Source organism: Chryseobacterium sp. T16E-39, from assembly GCF_002216065.1.
In the GTDB taxonomy this organism is placed as follows: domain Bacteria; phylum Bacteroidota; class Bacteroidia; order Flavobacteriales; family Weeksellaceae; genus Chryseobacterium.
Genome location: NZ_CP022282.1, coordinates 1785382 through 1810221 on the forward strand (window position 1 = coordinate 1785382; position 24840 = coordinate 1810221).

A 24840-nucleotide genomic window follows, 5' to 3' on the forward strand; every position below is an offset into this window, starting at 1 on the left:
GACAAAGTATTTTTACCTGGATATTAACTAATATTCAAATTGGATACCTGATATCTTTAATTATAAAATTTAAATAAAAACATTCAAAACACTTTATTTTCAATCATAAACAATGGCATTTATTATAGACTATATTAATGTAAATGATATTCTATAAAAACAATGGTTTATTTTTTCTTTGCCTGAATTATCGTAAATTTGTAGTACAGACTTAATTAAAAACAATTTAAATATATGTCAAAAGCAATTTCGCAAGTTCCACTTGCAGTGAATGAGCCCGTAAACTCTTATGAACCAGGTTCAGCTGAAGTAAAAAGCCTTATTGCCACATACAAAAAAATGTGGGCTGAAAAGATAGAAATCCCAATGGTCATTAACGGAAAAGAAGTAAAAACTGACGAAAAAGTTCAGCTTCAGTCTCCTCAGGATCATGCTCATGATTTTGGTTTTTATTATAAAGGAACGATGCAACATGTGGATGATGCGATCAATGCTGCATTGGCTGCAAAAAAAGAATGGAATGAGCTTGGATGGGAGCAGCGAGCTGCGATCTTCTTAAAAGCGGCTGATCTTTTAGCAGGACCTTACAGAGATGTGATCAATGCTGCTACAATGATCGGACAATCTAAAAATGTACACCAGGCTGAAATTGACTCAGCTTGTGAATTCATAGATTTCTTAAGATTCAATGTTGAGTTTATGACAGAAATGTATTCTGAACAGCCAATCTCTGATAACGGGATCTGGAATCGTGTAGAATACAGACCATTAGAAGGATTCTGTTTTGCAGTAACTCCATTTAACTTTACCGCAATTTCAGGAAACCTGCCAACTTGTATGGCAATGCTTGGAAACGTAGTGGTTTGGAAGCCTTCTGATAAGCAGGTTTATTCTGCTAAAGTAATCATGGATGTATTAACTGAAGCAGGTCTTCCTGCAGGGGTAATCAATATGATCTTCACAGATGGAAAAGATACTGCTGAAAAAGTATTGGCACACCGTGATTTTGCAGGACTTCACTTTACAGGTTCTACAAAAGTTTTCCAGGGAATGTGGAAAATGATCGGAGATAATATTCATAACTACAGAACATACCCAAGAATCGTTGGAGAAACTGGAGGTAAGGATTTCGTTATTGCTCACCCTTCTGCAAACGTTGAAGCAGTAGCTACAGGTTTGGTAAGAGGTGCTTTCGAATACCAGGGGCAAAAATGTTCTGCAGCTTCAAGAGCATATATTCCTAAATCGCTTTGGGAAGATGTGAAAAAAGTAATGGAAGCTCAAATGAGTACCATTAAAATAGGTTCTCCGGAAGATCCATCAAACTTTGTCAATGCAGTAATTGATAAAAATTCTTTCGAAAAATGTAAAGGATATATCGAAAGAGCTCAAAACTCTGGAGAAGCTAAAATTGCAATCGGCGGAAACTGTGATGATTCTAAAGGATGGTTTGTAAGCCCAACAGTGATTGAAACTACTAACCCTCAATATGAAAGCATGGTTGAAGAAATCTTCGGTCCTATCTTAAGCATCTATGTATACGAAGATAAAGACTGGAAAGAAACATTACAGGTAGTGGATTCTTCTTCTCCATATTCATTAACAGGTTCTGTTTTTGCCCAAGACCGTTATGCTATAAATGAAGCTTTCAAAGCGTTAGAAAATGCATCAGGTAATTTCTACATCAATGATAAACCAACAGGTGCTGTAGTTGGACAACAGCCTTTCGGTGGAGGTAGAGCTTCAGGAACAAATGATAAAGCAGGTTCTAAAATGAATCTTCTTAGATGGACTTCTGTAAGAAGTATCAAAGAAACTTTTGTTTCTCCTAAAGATTATAAATACCCATACTTGGGATAAGATGATAAATGATTGTTGATCAATGATCATTGATAAGCTCCGGAGTTTTACTTCCGGAGCTTTTTTATTGATAACATAAAGTTAAAACAGGCTTTTGTCATTCTGAAGGAATCTAAGTATACTTATAAGAAGAGTTTAAAAAAATTTTGTTGCTTTTTGACTATTAAAATGTTTTCTAAATTTAGATTGTTTCACATTCGTTCGCAATGACAAACCATGCAAAAAAGGAGATTTTTAATTAGTAAAGAAAGTATGTGCACTTCTACGAGTAAATGCTAAACTTAAACTCACTTAAGTGTTTAAAAACTTTTGTGACTTTTGACTACGTCGAACCTTCGGTTTGTGGTTAAGTTTACTACGGTTCTCGATACATTTTTCTTCATTTCATGATGAAAAACACTCGAACTGACGGTAGATCATTATTTCTCGGAATGTACTTTTTCTATACTGCTATGGTTATCGATTGAAATTGATTCTCCTTCACTTACAATAACAGAGTGGACAAAATATTGCGACCAAAAAAATCAAAGATTTAAAAAAAACTTAAGTGTACTTTTTTATGCAATAAGTATTAAACTTAAAAATAACTTAAGTGTTTAAAAACTTTTGTGACTTTTGACTACGTCGAACCTTCGGTTTGTGGTTAAGTTTACTACGGTTCTCGATACATTTTTCTTCATTTCATGATGAAAAACACTCGAACTGACGGTAGATCATTATTTCTCGGAATATACTTTTTCTATACTGCTATGGTTATCGATTGAAATTACTTCACATTCATTCATAATAGCAGAGTCAGTAAAAGATCAGGAACCAAAAAATCAAAGATTTTTAAAAAGCTTATGTGTACTTTCTTATGTAGTAAGTATTAAACTTAAAAATAACTAAAGTGTTTAAAAACTTTTGTGTCTTTTGTGGTTAAGTTTACTACGGTTCTCAATACATTTTTCTATAAGGTTGCTGTTATCGATTGAAATTACTTCATATTCATTCATAATAGCAAAGTCAGTAAAAGATCAGGAACCAAAAAATCAAAGATTTTAAAAAGCTTATGTGCACTTCTATGCAGTATGCATTAAACTCAAACTCACTTAAGTGTTTAAAAACTTTTGTGACTTTTGACTACGTCGAACCTTCGGTTTGTGGTTGAATTTACGGTTCTCGATACATTTTTTCTCATTTCATGATGAAAAACACTCTAACTGACGGGTAATGTCTTTAAAAACAGTAAATTAATTCAAAAAATTCCCTATAAAGTTATTTTAATTAACATAATTTTTATTTTTTTATCGTTTTTTTAATAGCACCACTATCCTGTTAGGAACAATTATTGAACTTTTATTAGTACACCAAAACAGAATATTATGAAAAAGTTGATGTTGCTAACCCTGGGTTTAGGGATATTTGCAGTGAGTTGCGGGACAAAGGAGGCACAAATGTCATCAGGAAATAAAGATTCTACAGCAGTAGATCAGTCGGTAAAACCGACATCTTCTACGACTGATACGATGAATACAAAGATGACTACTCCTGACAGTATCAAAATGAAAATGGATACTGTAAAAGCTCCGGCAACCCGATAATAATTTTTTAATTAAATATGGAAAATCCGCAGACGAAACGCTGCGGATTTTTATTGTTTAGTAAAGAAGTATCTCCAGTATTTTAAGTTCTCGTCACAGGATCTTTATTATTTACAACTCCATTTCTACCGATGAAATATATTGATACCTGATGATTTTCAAAAATAGCTTTGATTACTTTGCTTTTATACTCTGTATTGTTCGTTCTTTACTGTTAATATTTTTCTATATTTGATTCTACAAACATTAAAATAAATTACTATGAGAAAATTATGGATCGGAGTCATTTTAGGCTCACTTTTTTTAGGTAGTTGTGCTCAGAATAAAGAAAAGCGTGAAGAGTTTAAAGATGAACATGATAAGAATGCCATGAGAAATACAATGGGCGATTCAGCTGTTGCTAATTCGGAACAGGCTCCGGCGATGAAATCGGATACTGTAAAAATGAAAACAGATTCTACAAAAACAAAATAATAAAATAATCCGCAGAAATTCTGCGGATTATTTTATTAGAAAGGGATTATTAAAAATATCCTATCAAAAAATACAATATCGTAACAATTCTCACTACTGCACGACTTATCAATTAACATATTTGTTACATTTGTAATTAATAAAAAGTATTTATGAAAAAGTTAGCTATACTCTCTTCCATCTTTATTGGAATACTTGCCTTTGGACAAGGAATAAAGTTTGAAGATACCAGCTTTGCAAGCGTTGTTGCCAAAGCGAAAAAAGAAAACAAACTTATTTTTATCGACGCCTATGCTTCGTGGTGTGGACCATGTAAACTGATGGTCAAAAATATTTTCCCTTTGAAAGATGTTGGGGATTATTATAATGCTCATTTTATCAATGCAAAAATTGATATGGAAAAAGGAGAAGGAATAGATCTGGCCAAAAAATATAATGTTAAGGCTTTTCCTACCTATCTATTTATCAATGGAAATGGTGAAGAAGTACACAGAACTTTAGGGTATGTAGAAGAAAAAGATTTTATTCAGTTTGCTAAAGATGCTGAAGACCCTAACAAGAGATTGACGGCATTGAAACAAAAATTTGAGAATGGAGAAAAAGATCCGGAATTCTTAAAGAATCTTGCCGATCTTACCATCTACAATGATGCTGAATTTGCAGGTAAGGTTTTAGACCGTTATTTTATGGCAAAACCAAATCTGGATAAAGAAGATGTGCAGATGCTTCTTCAGGGAATTCAAAGCACGGAGAGTCCTTTATATAAAATATTTACAGATAAAAAAGAAGATATTGTTAAGATCCTTCCCGCTGAAAAGTATGATATGATCAACAAAAATATCAAGATGAACACCATCGTTAAAAAGTCTTACAATCCTGATACGAAAACATGGAGTGACAGCTACTTTTTTGCTGAAACACAAAAATTCTTAACCAAAGAAGAATCCGAAAAAATATTAAAAAGAGCGAAGGCGAACAGAGCATTAAAAAATAAAGATATTGCTACTTATGAAGCATTGACTTTGGAGCTGTATAAAGATTACGCTGCATCATCTTCAGAAGAACTGAATGCTATCGCATGGAATTTCTTTGAAAATGTAAATACTAAATCATCTCTTGAAAAAGCTGTCCTTTGGGCTCAGGAGTCTGTAAAGAAAAGTGAAAACTCAGCGAATACAGATACTCTGGCTAATCTATATAATAAAGTTGGAGATAAGAAAAATGCAAAAGTTTGGGCTGAGAAAGCAATAGCCCTTGCTAAAAGCACCGGAGAAGATGCTTCAGAGACTGAAAAATTATTGAAAAGTCTTTAAATAAAAGCTTTATATAAAAACAAAAAACCGTAGCGTATGCTACGGTTTTTTTATTGAAAATTATTTTAAGCGCTTCAAAGACATTTGTGTAACAGGACCAGAACCTGTGTTTCCACTACTTAGGTACTTCACAGTTACATTTCGAGTATTTGAAACTCTAAATGAATACTTTTTTGATGCCTGCATAGGAATAGAAGTGAGTAATGTGTAGGTTTGTAAGCTTCCAGTTGGAGCTGTAAAATCATCATTGACCCGGGCAACCCAGTTATTGGCACCATTATCCCAAATACCAATCACAGGGGTAGTTGCATTACTTGTTGATAATTGTGCATTCATTCTCACCTCATACACACCATCGGCCGAAACTTTAAATGAATTGGTTGTAGCCGTCCCGGAATATGTATTTTCATTATCTATAATTTCATTTGTTAATTGTCCAATAGGATCTGCTATAGTAGATGAGGACGCAGATGTGTAATCAGCAGTCATTTGCACCACAATTTCCTGAGCCACTATAAACTTTCCATCTACCACAATTACTGTTCCGGTAGCATCAGGAGCCCCTGCAAGACTTTGCCAGGTAGGAGCCGTTCCAGGACCATTAGATTTCAATACCTGGCCTGCTTCTCCAGCAGAACCTGCGGTTGTGCCATCTCCACCGACGTTGAGCTCATTGACCAATTGTAAGGAACCGTTTACGTGTAATGTTTTTTGTGGAGTTGTCGTGTTAACCCCCACTTGTGCGTAGGAGATTAAAGGAAGCAGTACTGCTCCCAGAAATAGATTTTTTTTCATTGTTTGTATTTTTAAAAATTATAAATATTATCAGAATAAGTAACCATAGTTATTTACTGGATACCCATTCTATCCATTGATTTTTATACCAATAATTGGGTTTTTAAATAAAATCCGGAAAGGGATCACAACATATATACCAACTATGCGTAATATTGTCTCTCAAATGAATTCAACCCACTCATTATCACACCATTACACACAAGTGTTCCGAAAAATTTATACGGTAAAATATGCTGCTTTGCTATTTCTCTTCAGATCGAGTTTATTGACGAACTGTAAAGAATTTTTTCATAGAAATGCAGAAGATCGTTGTAATATTTCCTGATCGTACACAGGAAATCATGTAGAGTATCTACTACTTTGAGATTGTTTTTTCATTTTTGCTTTAGTTTGTGTTTTTTAAATAATTACCCAAATATAACAATTATAAGTGAAAATAAAACAATTTCATTCTTTTTTAATAAATTTTTAATATTCTCATTTACAATTCTTTTGGCCTTAGGAATGTCTCTAAAACAGCCGTACCATATAAAATATCATATAAAAAAAACCGCGAAAATTTGCGGTTTTTATTTTTGATCACATTGAAAATTTTAATATTCAAAAAGCACACTTCCCCAGGTAAATCCACTTCCGAAAGCGGAAAGAAGAACTAAATCCCCCCTTTTTATTTTACCTTCTTCAATCGCTTCACTTAAAGCAATTGGAATAGAAGCAGCTGTTGTATTTCCATATTTCTGGATATTGTTGTGAATCTTCTCATCCGGTAATCCAAATTTTTGCTGCACAAACTGGGCAATTCTCAAATTAGCCTGATGCGGAATAAACATATCCACATCTTCAATTGTTTTTCCGGCTTTATCCAAAGCTTCCATCATCGTTTCAGGAAATCTTGTCACGGCATTCTTAAACACAAAGTTTCCGTTCATGATCGGATATACTTCTTTATTGGTGACATTTTCCGGCTCTTTTCTCATCCTGTCACTCCATCCGTATTTAGAACCTGGAAACTGGGTACACAGTTCGTCTGCATATTTCCCTTCAGAATGCATATTGAACGATAAAATATCCCCGGCATTCTCATCTTCGGTTGCAGAAAGAATAATCGCTCCTGCCCCATCTCCGAAAATTACAGAAACCCCTCTTCCTTCATCAGAAAAATCCAAGCCGAAAGAGTGGACTTCAGCTCCGACTACCAGAATATTTTTATAGGCTCCTGTTTTAATAAAAGCATTGGCTACGCTCATCGCATACACAAACCCAGAGCATTGATTTCTCACATCCAATGCTCCAATAGTATCACAGCCTAACATATCCTGAAGCAATACTCCACAACCCGGAAAATAGTAATCGGGAGAAAGCGTAGCGAAAACAATATAATCGATATCTTTACCGGTTAAGCCTGCTTTTTCAAGTGCTTTTTCAGTAGCTTTATATGCTAAATAAGCCGTTGTCTCCTGAGAATCGTTTCTGTTTTTTCGATGTCTTCTTTCTTTGATGCCGGTTCTTTCTGTGATCCATTCATCATTAGTGGTCATTAATTTAGCTAAATCATCATTGGTTACAACATTATCCGGAACATAAAATCCGATTCCTTTTATTGTACTTTTAATCATATAGTTTTTTAATTTTGGCAAAGATAAACTTATTTAATCCATAGTATTTCAAAATATTAGTATTTTTACTTTATGCCAATTGATACGATATACAGAGATTCCCACTGTGAGTGGGTAGATGTAGAAGCTCCTACTGCTGAGGACCTGCAATTTCTTCATGAAAGATATGAGATCAACAATCTTCTTCTGGAAGATACGCTGGATCCGAATCACTTACCGAAATATGAAGAGGATGGAAATGTAAAATTCTTTTTACTACGGGAAAGCACAGAGCTGGAAAGGAAAAACCTGAATACCATCAGTGATATCAGCACCAAGATTGGTATTTTTATTTTAGGGAATACCATCATCACTGTTCACAGGATGAAAACAAAAAGTATCTCCGAAACCAAAAAGCAACTTTCTGCTGATCAAACCAGCACATCTCCTGAAAAAGTGGCATTAATGATTGCCCTGCTGATCATGAAAAGTTTTGATGATGAATCGATCAGCCTGCTGGAAACTATGGATAATATTGAAAATGAGATTTTTCTAAAGAATACCAACCACACAACACAGATCCGAAGACTTTATAAGCTAAAGAGAAAATCAGGATTGAATTCCAGAGTATTGATCATTTCTACAGATGCGGTTGACAAGTTTAAACTCTTAAACTTACAGGATTCCGAATTTGTGGATCTGAAAGATAAACACAAGGATGTTGTGGCCGATTTTGATCACCTGAACATTCAGATTACCAACCTTATTTCTATGTTTCTTGCACTCTCCGATCAAAAGGCCAACCAGGTGATGAAAGTACTGGCTATCTATTCAGTTTACTTTTTACCGATCACCTTTATTGCTGGAGTATATGGGATGAATTTTGATAATATGCCGGAACTTCACCATAAGCATGGATATTATTTTACATTAGGGTTAATGGCATTAATTGTCATTGTTACTTTTATCTATGCGAGAAGAAAACAATGGTAGTTTTACGGATGAATTAGGGGGAAAACACTTCTTTCCCGGATTTCTTTTATCATTATTTTTATGCTTTGAAACTTTGTAAGGGAGTAATTTCTTATAAAACCTGCAGAATATTTTTTAACGCAGAAATGCAAAATAATTGAAGTCGCTATTGTAAGAGATTGCTTCACCTTCGGTTCGCAATGACAATTAAGTAACACTAAAAACACCATGAAAACTGATCTTCTTAATAAAATTCTGGATGATGATGTCCTTTCAAAGGCGTCTAAAGATAAATTGAAAGCCCTCCATGAAAATATTTCCACCAAGGAGTTTTCAGACCTTCTTGATGATGCCGGAAACCAGTATGTAGAATTTGTACAGGAAGGCGGCGGTGTTTGGGGAAGCGCCCTTGTAGGGTATCTGTATGGCCTTGAAATCTTTGGAGTCCGTTTTCTGAAAGTAGCTGGGACAAGCGCCGGAGCTATCAATACCATGCTTATTGCAGCTTACAAAACAAAGGAAGAAGCTAAAAGTGAAATGATTAAAGAAATCCTATTCAACTGGAATTTTGCTGATTTTATGGATGGTAAACCTTATGTACGGACAACCATCCATGCAATGCTCAATAATAAGAACTTTCTGAAAATAAATGCGATTATTGCAGTCATTCTTTTACTCATTCTTGTTATTTCCCCATTTGCAATTCCTTCAGAAACCATATGGCAGGCAAAACTTCTTTTCCTTGTTCCCATTATTCCTCTGATCATCCTGTTCTTTTGTATCCGAAAATTTTATAATGATTTCAGGAAGCAAAACAGTGGTCTTAATCCTGGAAATGCTTTTCTGAATACCATGAAAGACGCACTGGACGGTTTTGGAGTAAAAACGGTAGCCGAGCTGAATCAAAAATTTGCGGCAAAAGAATACGACCTCAATCTCAATTACAGGTATGGAAATAATCAGGAATATTATACCATCGCATTAAATAGTATCGAAGAGATCAAGAACAACATTCAGGAACATATTGACGAAACCCAGTATAAAATATTTTACGATAGCGCCGTCAGCAATGATCACTATAAGAATAATCCTTTCTATCAATTAAGATCTGAATATGTAGTAATCGCTACTGATATCAATGCGAAGATCAAAGTTGAATTGCCATCAATGGCCAATCTATATTGGTCGGAAGAAGAATTGAAACACAGCAGCCCGGCAGAATTTGTGCGTGCTTCAATGTCTGTACCCTTCTTTTTTGAACCATTACAAAAACGGATCAACAAAGATGATGATTCAGTGAAATACGCCTGGAGATTCTGGATGAATACAAAATCTGAAGATATTTATCCTGTAGGTGTTTTTATTGATGGTGGAAGCATCTCAAATTTCCCCATCGATCTTTTTCATGCCAATGATGTATTTTATCCTAGAATGCCTTTGTTTGGGGTACAACTCACCAGTAATTCTGAAGTGGATGCTGAAAAAGGAAAAACAAGTGAACAGATTTTAAAGACTCCTTTTTCCTATGCCGGAAATATGATTGATACTTTAAAAGGATTTAATGATAAATCTTTTCTTACTAAACATACTTTTTATCGGTTGTACAGCATACAAACTGTAGATTGTGGTACCAGCAGCTGGCTTAATTTCTTTATGAAAAGAGAAGAAAAAGAACAGCTTTTTAATGCCGGCTTCCTTGCAGCCCTCGATTTCCTTAATGGCTTTGATTGGAAAAAATATAAAAAGGAAAGAATGATGATCTCCATGAAAGAGAAAAAAATACTGAAAGAGGAAGATACCAAGACGGTGGGATGAGAGATTTTTGAGTATTTTTGAAACAAATTTTTCAATAAAACCATTATTATCAATGAAGACCTTAGTAATATTATTTTCTATTATTCCATTATTTGTCTTTAGTCAAAACTTTGATTACAAAAGAGACTTCGAAAATATTCTAAAAGAAACTCAAGATAAAAAATCTGATCTGAACTATGAAAGTTTACTGGAGAGATACAATAAAGTTGACACAACTCTTACAAATAAACAAATGCTATCATTACTCATTGGATTTACTGTTAATAAAAATTATAAGCCATATAAAGACATTGAATTTGGAAGAAACCTATACAAGTTGAATGATGAAAAAAAATTCAATGAAGTTATTAAAACTGGAAATGAATTTCTAAGTACTCATCCCTTTGATATCAAAACTCTTTATGAAACTTCCTATGCACAAAGCGAAAGTGGGAATGACAAAGTAGCCGAAAGCTATTTAATTAAGGCAATGTTAATTTTTAAAGCAATGAACTATAGTGGTAGTACTACATCAATGGATACTGCATTTTTCGCATTAAATCCAACTGATGGACAAGACTTTATAAGAAAGGGAATTGGTGCTAAAATTGGAATGATGGGCTCCAGTAAAGATAAGAATGGATACTTTATAGATATATTAGAGGCCATTTTTAAAGATGATTCAAGACAAACTTTCTATTTTGTAATTCCTCATGCAACTAAAAAAATGTTTGAATAATGACAAAATATATCTGCGAATGTTGTGGCAAAGAAATGGAAGACTGGCCTGCCCTTGCTTACAAATCTCCTTCAAGTTATATGCAATTAACTAAAGAGGAATTAGAGAATGCTGAACTTAGCTCAGATTTGTGCGTTATTGAACATCCCGAACAAACAGACCGATTTATCCGTACGGTATTGGTGCAGGAAGTTATTGAAAGCTGTCAAACTCTTGAATATGGAGTTTGGGTGACTTTAAGTGAAAAAAGCTTTAATGAATATGTCGAAAACTATGATAATAAAGAATTCGAAGCTGAATATTTTGGATGGCTTTCAAATTATCTGCCTGATTATGATTTCTCAGAAAGTATCCCTACTAACGTTGTAGTAAATAATAAAATAGGACGACCTTTTGTTTATCCACATGAGAGCTTTGAACATCCATTTGTGGAAGATTTCTATAATGGGTTACCAATAGAAGAAGCTGAAAGGAGAATTAACAACCTTTTAAATAGATAAAATAATGATTCAACTTTAATAAGTTGGAGAATAGAGAATGTAAATTATAAAGAGTAGGTCTTAAGTAGATCCTTCGACTCCGTTCAGGATGAAATTCCTAATACAAATTGTTCTATCAGAACAGAATCGACGATACTACTTTCTTAAATAGCTATAGCTTATCAATAAACTCCAGATACATTGGAACACTTCTATCAATCCATTCTTTAGAACTATTAAGCTCTATTCCATAATACACAAACATTCCCTGATAATGAGCTTTTATATACTCAAAACTTAGCTCATAGGGTCTTGCCAACTCTTCCATTGTGTATTTATATTCACCGGATGCGGAGTAGTCTTCCTTTTCAACTCCTGCTGTTATGGATAAGGCAACCTTCTTCCCTCCCACTTTGAATCCACTTTTGCTTCCGTATGCCCAGCCATAAGTTAGCACTTCATCAAACCATTTTTTCAAAAGTGGCGGACTGCTGAACCAATAGAATGGAAACTGGAAAACAATTTTATCATAGTTTTCAATAAGTTGCTGTTCTTTGGCGACATCAATTTTCTCATCAGGATATACACTGTATAAATCATGAACAGTATATTTTTCAGGATATTTCTCCAATTCCTCTTTCCATTTTTTATTAATTAAAGAATCCTCCATATGGGGGTGGGTTATAATAACTAATGTTTTCATTTTCTTAAAATTTACTCCTACAAAAATAATCCACTTCACTTACATTTCGTACATTAGCATCTAATTGTATGGTACTATAAAAAAGGTAAGTAATGGGTAAAATAAAGGAAACTTCTACAAATTTCGCTAATAAAAAGGTACTTGCTGATGAGTGTTCAGAGGTGTATGCATCCAATATCATTGGTGGACAATGGTCACTGGCGATATGCAGCTGGCTGATCAACGGGAAATTAAGATTTGGGGAATTGAAAAAACTCCTTCCAAATATTACGGAACGGATGCTTACTCTACAGCTTCGAAGGCTTGAAGAAAGTAAGATCATTACCCGAACTGTATTCGCAGAAGTTCCGCCCCGTGTTGAATATGAACTTACAGAAATTGGCTATAAACTTAAACCCATTATTACGGAGCTTGAACAATGGGGAAAAGAGCATAAGGAAATTGTGAAGACAAGTGAATAGGAAAATATTAGATAAAGCTACTGTATAATTTTTACTTTGTTAGTTGAATATGCAAAGGTTCTCGATACATTTTTCTTCATGAAATGAAGAAAAACACTCGAACTGACGGACAAGCAATATTTATCTTATTTTATCCTTTTTGCCACATCGGGTGATGCTTCAATATCGTTTTATAAATAGAACAGTTTTCTGTGTGAGCACCATTGAGATAGCCAATACTCATTAAAAATTCATTAACAATTTCGCCTCCTGTAAACTTAAATGTCTTCTTAAATAGTTTCATCCATTCCTGTAGTGTTTTAGGATGATGATGTTCCAACCATTTTTCAAAAGAACCAAATTCCTTTTGTAATTCAATAATCGTCTTGGCATTTTCGATGGCAGCATTCACTTTTAATTTATTCCTGATGATACCACTATCGCTCAATAATCTTTCACGATCTTCCTCGGTATATGCCGCAACTTTCTGAATATTGAAATTGTCATAAGCATTTCTAAAGCTTTCTTCCTTTTTTAGAATGGTTTCCCAGCTTAATCCTGCCTGATTAATTTCCATCACCAAGCGTCCGAACAATTCATTATCGTCATGAATAGGAAATCCGTAATGATTATCGTGATAATTTTTATGAAGTGATTTTCTACTTTCAGGCTGCATCCCTTCTATGGCTGAACAATAACTCATTTAAATAAATTTTCTGTTTTAGTTAAAAATTTTTCCAGAGCATCTTTGATATCAATGCCTGTTCGATCTGCTAAGATAATCAACCACCAGATATTTTCTCCTAACTTATGTTCCAGCTCAGCTGCTGACTCTTTTTTCAACCATGTTTTTTCATGGGACATTACATCTCTTCCAATAAGCGCGGCATCTGTAAGGTAAGCCAAGACATCCTGTTCCAACGTCCATTCAGAACCATTATGTTGCTTTTCCAAGAGATGGTACTTTTCTCTGATATCCAGAGAACGTTCTATGATTTTGTCTAAGTTATGATCCATGATGTAATTACTGAAAAGATTGTCTGTATTGATTAGGAGTCTGTTTTGTTTTATTTTTAAATAATTTATTAAACGATTGTGGATGTTCAAACCCCAGCTGATAAGCTGTTTCAGAAACGGATAAATGTTCCTCTGACAAATACTCTTTAGCTTTTTCAATGAGTTTTTCATGGATATGCTGCTGTGCACTCTGCCCGGTATGATGTCTAAGCATATCACTCAGATACCGTGGAGTAAGATTGAGCTGAGAAGCGATATATTCAACAGTAGGTAATCCCTTAATTCCTTTTTCTTTGTCGAAGTATTCATCCAGTAAATCTTCCATTTTAGATACTAAATCATTATTTACTGATTTTCTGGTGATGAACTGTCGGTTATAAAAACGATTACTGTAGGTAAGAAGCAATTCTATCTGGGAAATAATAACATCCTGACTGAAATGATCGATCCTTTCATTCAGTTCGCTCTGAATGTTTTCAAAAACGTCCATAATTGTTTTCTTTTCCTTCTCTGAAAGGTATAGAGCCTCTGAAGCAGCATATGAAAAGAACCCATAATTCTTAATTTTCTTCAACAGGGAATACGGTCTTATAAAATCCGGATGGATATGCAGTGACATCCCTGAATAGGTCCTTTCTTCCTGCTCAAACATTAGAACCTGACCAGGTGCCACAAATGATAATCCTCCCTCTTCAAAATCATAATATCCCTGTCCATAACGAACTTTTCCTTTAAATTTTATTTTAAATGAGATCTTATAAAAATCAGACTTTGTTCCATGCTCAAAAACTTTGGGATCAAAATTTACATCTTCATAATTAACAATAGTAATTAGAGGATGAAGCGGTGCAGAAAGCCCCATAGCTTCACGTAAAGCAGATAATGAACGAAAATGGACGGGTGTGTGATTGGTTTTCATAGTACAAAGATATGATGGTTTGTGACAACTGTTAGTCAGTAGGGAATTTTATTGAATTGAAAATTGAAAGTTGAGAATTGAAAATTAATACTGAGACTACTACGTCTTAATCACTTTCCTCTTTTAACTTTCCACTTTCAATTTTCAACTTCTTTAAACGCAAACCCTGATTTTACTTTCTGAACATAGTTTTCAATTCCGATTGTATTGCGGTCGTTGTACAGAGCAATAGCATCTTTACCGGCAATATATCTCAACTGATCTTTACCATCGGTAGCAGCTTCAAAAATTACACTGGCAATGTCTTCTGATTTTGAATAATTGGCCATCTGTTCAGGACTGTATCCCTCCTGCACTTTTTCAGTCAGTTGCTGATACGCTTTATGCTGGGCTCCATCCAAAGACCGTCCTGCAAAATCAGTTTGAATCCCTCCGGGAGCAACTACTTTTACCTGAACTCCAAACTGAGCCAGCTCATATCCCATACTTTCTGAAAAACCATCAACCGCAAATTTTGTTGCACTGTAAATAGAACATGTTGGAAAGCCCATTAATCCAAAACTGGAAGTAATATTAATCAGAACCCCCTCTTTTCTTTCTCTGAAATAGGGCGTAAATGTTTTGGTGATACGGATCACGCCCATCAGATTGGTTTCAATCTGCTTTTTGATCTGCTCATCTGTAAATGCTTCCAAAGGACCAACCAAACCATATCCTGCATTATTAACGACCACATGGATCTGAGTTTCGGTAAGAACTTGTGCTATCGTTTTTTCCAATTCTTCTTTATTAGTAACGTCCAATTTAATAACAGACACGTTATCTAGTGTAGTAAGTTCAGTTTCATTTTCTGGATTTCTCATGGTAGCAATCACATTCCATCCATGACTATGAAATAGTTTTGCTGTCGCCTTTCCTAATCCAGATGAAGCTCCGGTGATGAAAATTGTTTTTCGCATTGTTATATTTTTATGGTACAAAGGTCTTTAGAAATCGAAAATTAAAAGTAGCCATATTGAGTATCCTTGTAGCTATTTTGACGAAATACAGGAAATGAGTAGTTTAGTAAAAAATAAATGATCGAATAGGTAATATATTTTTTTGTTCCCTTGTCTTATCAATATAAACTGCATGAACTTGTCTTAACCCTAAAATTTCAAACTCAATTCAATCATTATGAAACAGGTTATTTTCATTCTTTGCTTTCTATTTTTTAGCTTTATAAAATCACAAACCATATATTCTAAAGATTATGGGAACAAAGACAATCCACCAATTATTTTTATTCATGGTGGGCCAAGCGGAAATGCAACCTTATTTGAAGGAACTACTGCTGAAGCTTTAGCCAATAAGGGATTTTATGTAATCGTGTATGACAGACGTGGTGAAGGACGTTCAAAAGATGATAAGGCAACCATGACTTTTAAGGAAAGTTTTGAAGATCTCCTGCAGCTTTATAAAACCTATAACCTTAAAAAAGCAAATATCCTGGGGCATAGTTTCGGGGGGATTATTGCGACTTTATTTACCAATCAATATCCAGAGAAAGTAAACTCTTTGACACTCGCTGGTGCCTTATTCTCACAACAGGAAACTTATGATCACATTCTTAAAGGGGCTAAGGAGAAATTTAAAGATGATCCTTCACACTTGAAACATATTGGTGAGATTGAAAATTTAAACAAAAACTCCGCCGAATACAGGAAAAGCTGTTACGATATAGCCAGTGAAATGAATCTTTTCACAATGCCTGCCCCAACTCCAAAAAGTAAACAGCTAAGGGAAGAATATGCATCCGGTGATTTTTATAAAAATAACTACAGAAACCCGGATTCACCATTAAAATTTTACAAAAACGAAAGTCAGAATAACCTTAATAACATTAATGTTTTAAAAAGTATAAAAAAGAAGGGTATTCCCATTTTTGCTGTCTACGGGAAGGACGACGGGATATTTTCTGAAAAACAAATCAGTGAATTGCGCTCTATCACGGGAGACGAAAATTTCAGCCGTATAGATAATTGTTCACACTACTTATTTGTAGATCAGCAGGACGAATTTTTAAAATTCATCGTTCAACACCTGCATTAAATGCTTCTATTGAAATATAAAAGCCTAGTTTTGTAAAGCATGCAAAATCACAAAATACATATGAAACCTTCCAAAGCAATTATCACATTGCTTGTTTTGATATTTTCATTGTCACCGTGTTCTGTAAAAAGAGATTTGCTGGATATTTTCGATATACAATATATCAGTCCTCTCAACAAATTCAAAACGACTCCCAATCCAAGTTTCAGTTGTGACAGTTCTGCTGAAATCTCATCCGGAAAAATCGTTCATTCAAAAAAACAATCCCGTTCTGAAAAAGATTTCCCATTTCGATCCGATTCCGGGTTATGTTTTTCTGCAGAGAGAAAAAACATTTATACAAACTTTTCGGGTACAGCTTCCGGAAATAGTCCTCCAAAATATATTTTATTTAAACAACTGAAATTAAATGTGATCTAGTTTTCATCCTAAAATTAGTGACATTCAATTATTTAAATAAAATAACATTCAAATGAAAAATATTACCAATCAGCCTACTGATAGGGCTGGTTTATATACCTTATCGATCCGGATGGTTATCGGATGGACTTACTTTTCAGCTTTTTGGCGCCGCCTTGTCCTTGAAAATAAACTCGTTCCGGATGAACACGGATATATAGGGGAAAAATTCAATCACTTCCTTCCCAATGCCCTAGGGATCAAACCTATTATAGAATATCTGGTTACCCATCCTGATGCTTTACATACCTCAATGGTTACCTTTACAATAGTTGAGGCCGTTGTTGGATTACTGATTATGTTTGGACTGTTTACCCGTTTAATGAGTATTGGAATCTTCGGACTTGCTTTTGGGATCCTGCTTGGATCCGGCTGGTTGGGAACAACATGTCTTGATGAGTGGCAAATTGGTGTTTTGGGGATTGCAGGTGGATTCACTTTATTCCTTACAGGTAGTGGACCTTATTCTTTAGACTACTATTTTTTAAAAAACAAATTACGTTTCACCTCCAGGAGATGGTTTCAATGGCTTGGCTCAGGTGACCTTCCTATTCGTAGCCCTCAACCTTTTGTATTGGTAGTTTCAGTTTTCATCCTGGCTCTTACTCTTTTCACCAATCAATATTTCCACGGTGGTGTTTGGGGAAGATTGCATAATAAATCTGTAAAACCAAAAGTTGAAATCTCCAATCTTTCTCTTACTGATACTCATATTCAATTCGAAGTATACAGAACAGAAGGTGCCGATGTTTACGGTTCGTTTCTTATTGGAATTCACATTCTGGATAATAAAGGACATCTGTTAAAAGAGTTAGATCATATTGAATTATCAAAATTTCAACCGGAAAATATCAAAAATCACTATGTGGCTAAAGTAAAGGCAGGTAAACACAGCTTGATTATTCCATTAGGAGCTAAGGCAGATTTAAAACTGAATATTAAAGATATCCCCGATCTAAAAAACAAAATCCACAGTATAAAACTGATCGATATCAGTGGCATCGAATGGATTGCTGAACTTTAGATTTTTATAAAAAAATACCTCCGAAAATTCGGAGGTCTTTTTTTTAAAATTTAGTGCATGGCTTCACTCAAATCTATTTTTTCTTTACTTTTCCGTTCTTTTACAAACAAGATAAATGGTATACAAATTAGGAAAGCGATTCCCAAATACAGGAATACATCCATATAAGATAACACCGTTGCCTGTTTCGTTACCGACATATCCAGCATTTTGTATGCTGCATTCAATGCGTTATCAGGAGTCATACCTTTAGATATAAAGCTTGCTTTCAGGGCTGCTAACCTTTGTTGCACTTCAAAGCTGTCTCCATCGAGATGGGTAATAAGATTCACTCTGTATTTCTGGCTCGCATTCGCAATGAATGTGGTAATAGCTGCAATCCCAAAGGATCCTCCCAACTGCCTCATCATTCCGGTAAATGCCGCTCCCTGTCCAATTTCCTGCCCTTTCAATGTACTTAAGGATAAGGATGTAATCGGTATAAACAAGAGTCCCAGTCCGGCCCCTCTTACAATCAACATCCAGAAAAAGGCTTCTTTACTGGTGTCTGGTGTAAGGATCTTATAGCCCCAGAAACTGTAAACAAAGAAGATAAACAGTCCCAAGGAAACAAGGATCTGCTGTTTCGCTCCTTTTGAAAGCAATCTACCGATAATTGGCATCATGAAAGCTGTCGTCAAAGCAGCAGGGATCATTAATGCTCCAGACTGTAAAGCCGTCCACCCTAAAATACTCTGTGTATATAATGGAACAATAAAGGTGGAACCATATAAACCAAATCCTAATACAAAGGACATCGCAGTTCCGATCCTCAGATTACTGTTCTTTAAAACCCGCAACTCTACAATAGGATATTTAAAGGTAAGTTCCCTCCAGAGAAAGAGTATAAATCCTAATATTGCAGATACGGTAAAGGCCACAATCATTCCACTGGCAAACCAATCTTCTTCATGTCCCCTTTCCAGAATAAACTGTAATGATCCTACAGTAACTGCTAATAAAGCAATTCCAAGCCAGTCAACATCGGAGACTTTCCTTTTTTCAGCATATTTCGGACTTTTTACAAATTGTAAAGTCATTAAGGTAGCTGCAATACCAATTGGAATGTTGATATAAAAAATATAAGGCCAGCTAAAATTATCAACGATATATCCTCCCAGTGGTGGACCTAACGTTGGACCAATGATTACTCCCAGCCCATAAATCGCCTGAGCCATACTTCTTTTTTCAACAGGATATGATTCCGTGATGATCGTCTGCGAGGTTACCAATAATGCTCCTCCACCGATACCCTGGCATAATCTGAAAAATACCAGCTCCCAGATGTTCGTCGCATTCCCGCATAAAAATGAAAATATGGTAAATATAATAATAGAGGCTGCAAAATAATTTCTACGTCCGAACTGCTGTGAAAGCCAGCTCGTCATCGGTACGATAATTACGTTACCTATCGCATAGGCAGTAATTACCCAACCCACTTCAGAAAGTGTAGATCCCAGGTTACCTTTCATTTCGTTCAAGGCAACGTTCACAATCGTGGAATCCACAATTTCAAGCAGAGCACAAAGAATAGCTGTAATCGTAATGATTACTCTCCGGGCTCCATATTCTACTAATGAATCTTGCATAGTTAATTGTGTGTGATGTACAATTGTATTTACGTAAAATGTATTAATGACTTAGATTGACTAAAAGTCCTTCAATCTTTAAATTTTTAAATCCTTAAATCAATCAGCGATACATTCTACATAAATACATTTTACATATTTTATTTTAACGAAACTTCAGCTTTCACATTCATTCCTGTTCTCAGTTTTTTAGCGATATTCGGATCTAGTTTTACAAAGTCAATTTTTACGGGAAGTCTTTGTACCACTTTTACGAAGTTACCACTTGCATTATCTGGAGGCAGGATAGAGAATGTAGCTCCCGTTGCAGGAGAGAAAGAGCTTACTACCCCTTCAAATTCCTGATCAGGGAAAGCATCAATTTCAATTTTCACTTTTTGCCCTTCTACCATTTTATCAACCTGAGTTTCTTTAAAATTGGCAACTACCCATTTTTGGTCATTCTTTACCAAACTGAATAATTGAGCTCCTGCCTGTAAATACTGTCCAACCTGAATAGGAACTTTTCCAACGAATCCATCTTCAGAAGCTGTAATTACGGTATATGAAAGATTTAATCTTGCATTTTCAACATCTACTTCTCTTTGTTTAGCTACAGAATTCGCAACTCCAATTTGTTGAGAAGTAGCTTCAGTTTGAGAAGAAGCAATACCCGTTTGCTGAGCAATCTGATTTCTCTGATCTACCAGAACCTGTAATTGTCTGTCAGCAGACTGTTTTGCTGCTAAAGCCTGTTCGTACTGTTGTTCAGTAATCGAATGGTCTTTTACAAGAACACTGTATCTTTTTAAATCCTGACCTGTTTTCCAAACATTTACTTTAGCGGCCTCTATCTGGGCATTAGCCGTAGCTACTGCAGCTTCAGAGCTTCCAATATTTTTGGAAGAAGCGGTTGTAGATGCCTGTGCAGTTGATATATTACTTTTTGCTGTAGATAAAGCGGCTTCAGCTTGGCTCAAAGCCATTTTCTGATCTCTGTTATCCAAAATAACCAAAGTATCCCCTTTCTTTACCAGCTGGTTATCTTTTACTTTTATTTGTGTTACATATCCTGAAACCTTAGAAATAACCGGGCTTAGATTAGAAGCAATTTGTGCATCATCAGTTTCTTCGTGAACCTGTCCGTAAGTGTAAGTTCTGTATCCGTAAATCCCACCTCCGATCAATACAACGGCTAAAATGATAGGAAAAACTAAACTTTTTTTCTTTTTTGGTTCTATGTTCTCTATTTGTTCTGTTTTATTATTTTCCATTGCGGTATTATTCTTTTATTTAATTGTTAAAGTTCCTGTAGTTTGTAATAGTTTTCTGTACGCAAGTGCTGCATCTGCTTTTGCATTAATTACTCCAACATTGGCTGAAATCTGAGCTGCATCTGCATCTAAAAGTTCTGTCATTGTTGCCAAACCATTGTCAAACTTATTTTTTGTAATTCTATAGTTTTCATTGGCCTGAACTGCTGACTTTTCAAAAACGGCAATTCTTTGTTTAGAATAATTTGTATTTAAAAATTCTCTGTTGACGTCAAGTTTGATATTGTCATTTAATAATTCATTATTTGCTTCCAATTGCTTTTCTTTAGCCTGAGACTGTCTTAAAGATGAATTTTGCTTCCAAAGATTAGCCAGATTATATTGTATTCCCAATCCAACATTCACTGCATTATAGACGGTTAGGAATTTCGGTGCATCCACTGCAATATAACCTCCGGTTAAAGCTACTGTAGGATAGTATTCAGCTTTTGCTGCTTTGGTTCCTAGTTGTGCTGCTCTTCTTTGTTGACTTAAGGCCTGCAGGTCTTTACGATTTTGCTGAGCCTCATTCATGTAATAATCTACAGGTTTGGCATCCTGACTTTCGTCAATATAATTAGGATCAACTTCTATCTCAGTGGTTTCAGGAAGACCTAATAATAAATCCATATTGAGATTAGCAATATTGTAATTGTTTTTAGCATCCAATAATTGCAATTCAAGATCTGAAGTTTGAAGATTGGCTTTTAAACGGTCGTTTCTTGCAATCACCCCATTATTTTCCAATTTAAGAAATGTTTCATCTCTTTTTTGAGAAGCCGTAAGGTTTTCCTCCAGAACTTTTATAGATTGGTTCGCTTTAAACAAGTTATTATAAGCCTGTGCAACGTTATAAGCAATAGCTATTTTATCGTTTTCAGTACTTAGTTTTGATGCTTCCACAAGATATTTTGCAGATTCAATCCCGTATCTGATTCTTCCACCAGCATACAACGGCATTGAAAGATTTGCCTGCCCCAGAAATACAGATTTTGGGGATGCCATCGATCCGCCTCCACCTGATCCTGATTCATTCAAAAACTTCACATCAACTTTTGCATTCGTTAAACGCATGTACTGCCCTGAGATTTTCAAATCGGGAAGTTGCTTATTCTTTGCTTCCAAAAGATCTGCGGTTGCCTCTTCTATTTTAGCAGCATCGATCTTAAGATTCTTGCTATTTTGGATTCCCAACTGAACAGCTTCATCAAGGCTGAGTTGTTTTTTCTCCTGAGCATTTATGTTTGCAATTCCTACAAATAGAGCAAGTGCAATAACTGAATTATTTATTTTGTTCATAACCCAAAAGGTCTTTTAGTAAATATTTTATATGTTTATTAAGTTCTTTGTAATATTTTTCATCAAAAGTTTCTTCATCATCGGTATCATTCAGGAACTCCTTATACATTTCCTTAGCATTGGATGCATAAAACAACGTTCCGCTTACCGTTGTGTGTAATAAGTATATAAGAGGATTTTTAGTGAAAATACCTTTTTCCAAACCACTTTTCAATATCTGTGAATACATGGAAAGAAAACCCATTTTTGTTTGCTTTAAGAATTCTACAATTTGTGGATTCTCCGCATGGAGCTGCTCACGTTGCATGATCCTGTAAAAGCATTTATTATTTTTCACTTTCCCTGAAAATTCATCTACTATCTTTTCAATTTTTTCCCATTCATTGATATCTGTTCTCTCCAAAATGTCTTTTGAAAAAAACTGACCTTCATTCATTCTGTATTCAACCAATTTTTCATATAATTTCTCTTTTGAACCGAAATAATAAGAAATCATGGAGATATTTACATTTGCTGCCTTAGAGATTTCTCTTGTAGAAGTCCCGTCAAAACCTTTTTCTGCAAAAAGCTTTTCTGCGGCAAATAATATATTTTCTTCTTTTGAAATCATGTCACTGTTAATTTTTCAGGCTGCAAATTTACACAAGTTTTCATATGAATCAAACGATTGATTGATTATTTAATATATTTTTAATCTATCTTAATTATAACTTACTGAAAATTAATACTTTTAAGCTAATTAAAATTACAAAATATTACGAAATAGTTTATATTTAAACCATGAAACGATCGTTAGCATTAATTTTTTCAGATAAAAATCACACGGCTTAAAAAGAAAAAATTCTATTTAAAAGACTAAAATGGCTAAAACGATCTGACTAAACTCTATAAAAAAACAACTTCCAGCATAGCAGGAAGTTGTCTGATTTATGGTATTAGTTTTACCCTGTTAATTGGTCACAATCATTTTCTTTGAATCTACTGTTTTACCATTTACAACAAGATTATAAAGGTAGGTTCCCGGAGATAAAGTCCTTGCAGAAAGCGTAATTTGTTTTTCTCCTTTTTTTATGGGTATCAGTTCCATTTGTCTGCCACTCAGATCATACACCCCAATAGCTGCGTTATTATCATTGACATTAAATCGTATTACTGTTTCCTGATTAAAAGGATTGGGAACATTCTGTTCAAGAGAAAAAGATCCGGTAGTTTTTACCATTTCATAAGAGGTACCCTTACTTGAAATAGCATTGATTTTAGCTTCCATTTCATCCATCTTAGATTTCAGTTCTTTTATTTCGCTTTTCTGGTCTTTTAATTCATTGAGTAATAATGGTATTATTTCAATATAATTAAGTGCATAGTTTCCTTTCTCATCTATACTAACTAAATTAGGAAATTCCTTTTCTACTTCTTGTGCAATAAGACCAAAATGCACTCTAGTATCAGCTCTGCTTTCTAAATCTTTTTTAGGCTTAAAAGTATAAGAATAAGTATTTAGGTTAAATAGATTGCCTGAAATTTCTTTCAAGGGTTTAATATTATCTTTTAGTCTTCTGTCTGATGTACTGATAAAAGATTGGGCTCTTGCTTCAAGAGCGACCTGAAAACGTCCGTCCACATAGAGTTCATTGTTTCCATTTCCTAAAAGAGTAACTCCTCCGGTAGAAGAGCCATTCCCACCGTTCAGGAAATTAAAATAAGCTACTCCTCTTATAGAATTAATAATAGTTCCATTCCCAAAGCTAGGACTGGAATACATCGTAATTCCGGAAGATCTCACATTTCCCAGATTATCATTATACATCATACGGCTTTCATTTGCTGCGTTAGATAATGAAAGAAGCCCAAAAGTTCCGCCAGTACTGAGCCAGTTAATTAATACCGGATTTACCGGAGGAATTATATTAGTTGCCTGATTATAAATTTCCACAATATTTGCAACATTTGAACCGAGAAAGGGCTTGTAAAAATGATTAATTTTCACAGCAGAAATAGCACTTCCTGAGCTTATATCTAGTCGTGCTGCGGGAGTTGCAACACCAATACCTACATTCCCACTTGTAGTAGTTGTGGGTGTTGCTGTCCCTGTCCATACGTTAGTCTGTGCAGATACAAACATTGTTATACCTGAGAAAAGTAAAAATAAAGAAGTTGTGATTTTTTTCATAATATTAGTTTTAATGATTGGATTTTCCGTTCGTTAATAAATATACCATGAAAAAGAGCTTTTCACTTTCTCAAAATAAGTAAGTGTCGGACTATTTTTAGTAAGTGCATTCACTTTAAAAATAAGTGTAAGCAATTGACCAGATGTTATTTACTTTTAAAGCAAAAAAATCCGGTAATATACCGGATTTT

General features: G+C 34.7%; 24 protein-coding genes. 12 read left to right on the top strand and 12 right to left on the bottom strand.

Annotation, left to right across the window (positions count from 1 at the left end):
• The first annotated feature begins 234 nt into the window (after positions 1 to 234).
• The 4 genes from pruA (at position 235) to CEY12_RS08080 (ending at position 5230) form a co-directional block, all read left to right on the top strand.
• The gene (gene pruA, locus CEY12_RS08065; protein WP_089027207.1) at positions 235 to 1860 is read left to right on the top strand and encodes an L-glutamate gamma-semialdehyde dehydrogenase; all 1626 of its coding nucleotides are present in this window, start codon (positions 235 to 237) and stop codon (positions 1858 to 1860) included.
• Positions 1861 to 3224: 1364 nt separating this feature from the next.
• Complete coding sequence (locus CEY12_RS08070; RefSeq protein ID WP_089027208.1) at positions 3225 to 3443, top strand: cytochrome C551; 219 nt, start codon at positions 3225 to 3227, stop codon at positions 3441 to 3443.
• 261 nt (positions 3444 to 3704) lie between these two features.
• Complete coding sequence (locus CEY12_RS08075; protein ID WP_089027209.1) at positions 3705 to 3917, top strand: hypothetical protein; 213 nt, start codon at positions 3705 to 3707, stop codon at positions 3915 to 3917.
• Positions 3918 to 4069: 152 nt separating this feature from the next.
• Positions 4070 to 5230, top strand: a complete 1161-nt coding sequence (locus CEY12_RS08080; RefSeq protein WP_089027210.1) for a thioredoxin family protein — start codon at positions 4070 to 4072, stop codon at positions 5228 to 5230.
• A gap of 60 nt (positions 5231 to 5290) precedes the next feature.
• Here the strand turns inward: CEY12_RS08080 and CEY12_RS08085 are convergent, their stop codons facing one another.
• Positions 5291 to 6025: a hypothetical protein gene (locus CEY12_RS08085; RefSeq protein WP_089027211.1), complete on the bottom strand. Its 735-nt coding sequence runs from the start codon at positions 6023 to 6025 to the stop codon at positions 5291 to 5293.
• A gap of 596 nt (positions 6026 to 6621) precedes the next feature.
• Positions 6622 to 7644, bottom strand: coding sequence for a 3-oxoacyl-ACP synthase III family protein (locus CEY12_RS08090; RefSeq protein WP_089027212.1), 1023 nt, complete (start codon positions 7642 to 7644; stop codon positions 6622 to 6624).
• Between the two features lie 72 nt (positions 7645 to 7716).
• Here CEY12_RS08090 and CEY12_RS08095 point away from each other — a divergent pair, with 72 nt between their 5' ends.
• The 4 genes from CEY12_RS08095 (at position 7717) to CEY12_RS08110 (ending at position 11628) form a co-directional block, all read left to right on the top strand.
• Entirely contained in the window at positions 7717 to 8616 is a 900-nt protein-coding gene (locus CEY12_RS08095) for a CorA family divalent cation transporter (protein ID WP_089027213.1), read from the top strand.
• Between the two features lie 207 nt (positions 8617 to 8823).
• Entirely contained in the window at positions 8824 to 10410 is a 1587-nt protein-coding gene (locus tag CEY12_RS08100; RefSeq protein ID WP_089027214.1) for a patatin-like phospholipase family protein, read from the top strand.
• Between the two features lie 52 nt (positions 10411 to 10462).
• Positions 10463 to 11128 carry a DUF4919 domain-containing protein gene (locus tag CEY12_RS08105; RefSeq protein ID WP_089027215.1) on the top strand — a complete coding sequence of 222 codons (666 nt, stop codon included), beginning with the start codon at positions 10463 to 10465 and terminating at the stop codon, positions 11126 to 11128.
• Entirely contained in the window at positions 11128 to 11628 is a 501-nt protein-coding gene (locus CEY12_RS08110) for a DUF2199 domain-containing protein (protein ID WP_089027216.1), read from the top strand. Before CEY12_RS08105 ends, CEY12_RS08110 begins: the two co-directional genes overlap by 1 nt.
• A gap of 151 nt (positions 11629 to 11779) precedes the next feature.
• Here CEY12_RS08110 and CEY12_RS08115 read toward each other — a convergent pair whose 3' ends face one another.
• Positions 11780 to 12310, bottom strand: a complete 531-nt coding sequence (locus tag CEY12_RS08115; RefSeq protein ID WP_089027217.1) for an NAD(P)H-dependent oxidoreductase — start codon at positions 12308 to 12310, stop codon at positions 11780 to 11782.
• A 92-nt stretch (positions 12311 to 12402) separates the two neighbouring features.
• Between CEY12_RS08115 and CEY12_RS08120 the strand changes: the two genes are divergently transcribed.
• Positions 12403 to 12771, top strand: coding sequence for a winged helix-turn-helix transcriptional regulator (locus CEY12_RS08120; protein ID WP_089027218.1), 369 nt, complete (start codon positions 12403 to 12405; stop codon positions 12769 to 12771).
• Between the two features lie 130 nt (positions 12772 to 12901).
• On the opposite strand, the gene CEY12_RS08125 is transcribed toward CEY12_RS08120, so the two are convergent.
• From CEY12_RS08125 to CEY12_RS08140, 4 genes are all read right to left on the bottom strand, one after another.
• Positions 12902 to 13453 (bottom strand): DNA-3-methyladenine glycosylase I, encoded by a 552-nt coding sequence (locus CEY12_RS08125; RefSeq protein ID WP_089027219.1) that lies wholly within the window; start codon positions 13451 to 13453, stop codon positions 12902 to 12904.
• A complete protein-coding gene (locus CEY12_RS08130; protein WP_089027220.1) occupies positions 13450 to 13767 on the bottom strand; it encodes a MazG-like protein in 318 nt (105 codons plus the stop codon). The genes CEY12_RS08125 and CEY12_RS08130 overlap by 4 nt, the downstream gene beginning before the upstream one ends.
• Positions 13768 to 13774: 7 nt before the next feature.
• Positions 13775 to 14686: a helix-turn-helix domain-containing protein gene (locus CEY12_RS08135; protein ID WP_089027221.1), complete on the bottom strand. Its 912-nt coding sequence runs from the start codon at positions 14684 to 14686 to the stop codon at positions 13775 to 13777.
• A 137-nt stretch (positions 14687 to 14823) separates the two neighbouring features.
• A complete protein-coding gene (locus tag CEY12_RS08140) occupies positions 14824 to 15645 on the bottom strand; it encodes an SDR family oxidoreductase (protein WP_089027222.1) in 822 nt (273 codons plus the stop codon).
• 217 nt (positions 15646 to 15862) lie between these two features.
• Here CEY12_RS08140 and CEY12_RS08145 point away from each other — a divergent pair, with 217 nt between their 5' ends.
• The 3 genes from CEY12_RS08145 to CEY12_RS08155 are packed head-to-tail and all read left to right on the top strand — an operon-like array spanning position 15863 to position 18260.
• A complete protein-coding gene (locus CEY12_RS08145; RefSeq protein ID WP_089027223.1) occupies positions 15863 to 16777 on the top strand; it encodes an alpha/beta hydrolase in 915 nt (304 codons plus the stop codon).
• 60 nt (positions 16778 to 16837) lie between these two features.
• A complete protein-coding gene (locus CEY12_RS08150) occupies positions 16838 to 17197 on the top strand; it encodes a hypothetical protein (protein WP_089027224.1) in 360 nt (119 codons plus the stop codon).
• A 52-nt stretch (positions 17198 to 17249) separates the two neighbouring features.
• A complete protein-coding gene (locus CEY12_RS08155) occupies positions 17250 to 18260 on the top strand; it encodes a TQO small subunit DoxD (RefSeq protein ID WP_089027225.1) in 1011 nt (336 codons plus the stop codon).
• 50 nt (positions 18261 to 18310) lie between these two features.
• On the opposite strand, the gene CEY12_RS08160 is transcribed toward CEY12_RS08155, so the two are convergent.
• From CEY12_RS08160 to CEY12_RS08180, 5 genes are all read right to left on the bottom strand, one after another.
• Positions 18311 to 19888 carry a DHA2 family efflux MFS transporter permease subunit gene (locus CEY12_RS08160; RefSeq protein WP_089027226.1) on the bottom strand — a complete coding sequence of 526 codons (1578 nt, stop codon included), beginning with the start codon at positions 19886 to 19888 and terminating at the stop codon, positions 18311 to 18313.
• Between the two features lie 140 nt (positions 19889 to 20028).
• A complete protein-coding gene (locus CEY12_RS08165; RefSeq protein WP_089027227.1) occupies positions 20029 to 21141 on the bottom strand; it encodes an HlyD family secretion protein in 1113 nt (370 codons plus the stop codon).
• A 15-nt stretch (positions 21142 to 21156) separates the two neighbouring features.
• Entirely contained in the window at positions 21157 to 22479 is a 1323-nt protein-coding gene (locus CEY12_RS08170; RefSeq protein ID WP_089027228.1) for a TolC family protein, read from the bottom strand.
• A complete protein-coding gene (locus tag CEY12_RS08175) occupies positions 22463 to 23089 on the bottom strand; it encodes a TetR/AcrR family transcriptional regulator (protein WP_089027229.1) in 627 nt (208 codons plus the stop codon). Before CEY12_RS08175 ends, CEY12_RS08170 begins: the two co-directional genes overlap by 17 nt.
• 339 nt (positions 23090 to 23428) lie before the next feature.
• Entirely contained in the window at positions 23429 to 24649 is a 1221-nt protein-coding gene (locus CEY12_RS08180; protein ID WP_089027230.1) for a tail fiber domain-containing protein, read from the bottom strand.
• Positions 24650 to 24840: the final 191 nt, after the last annotated feature.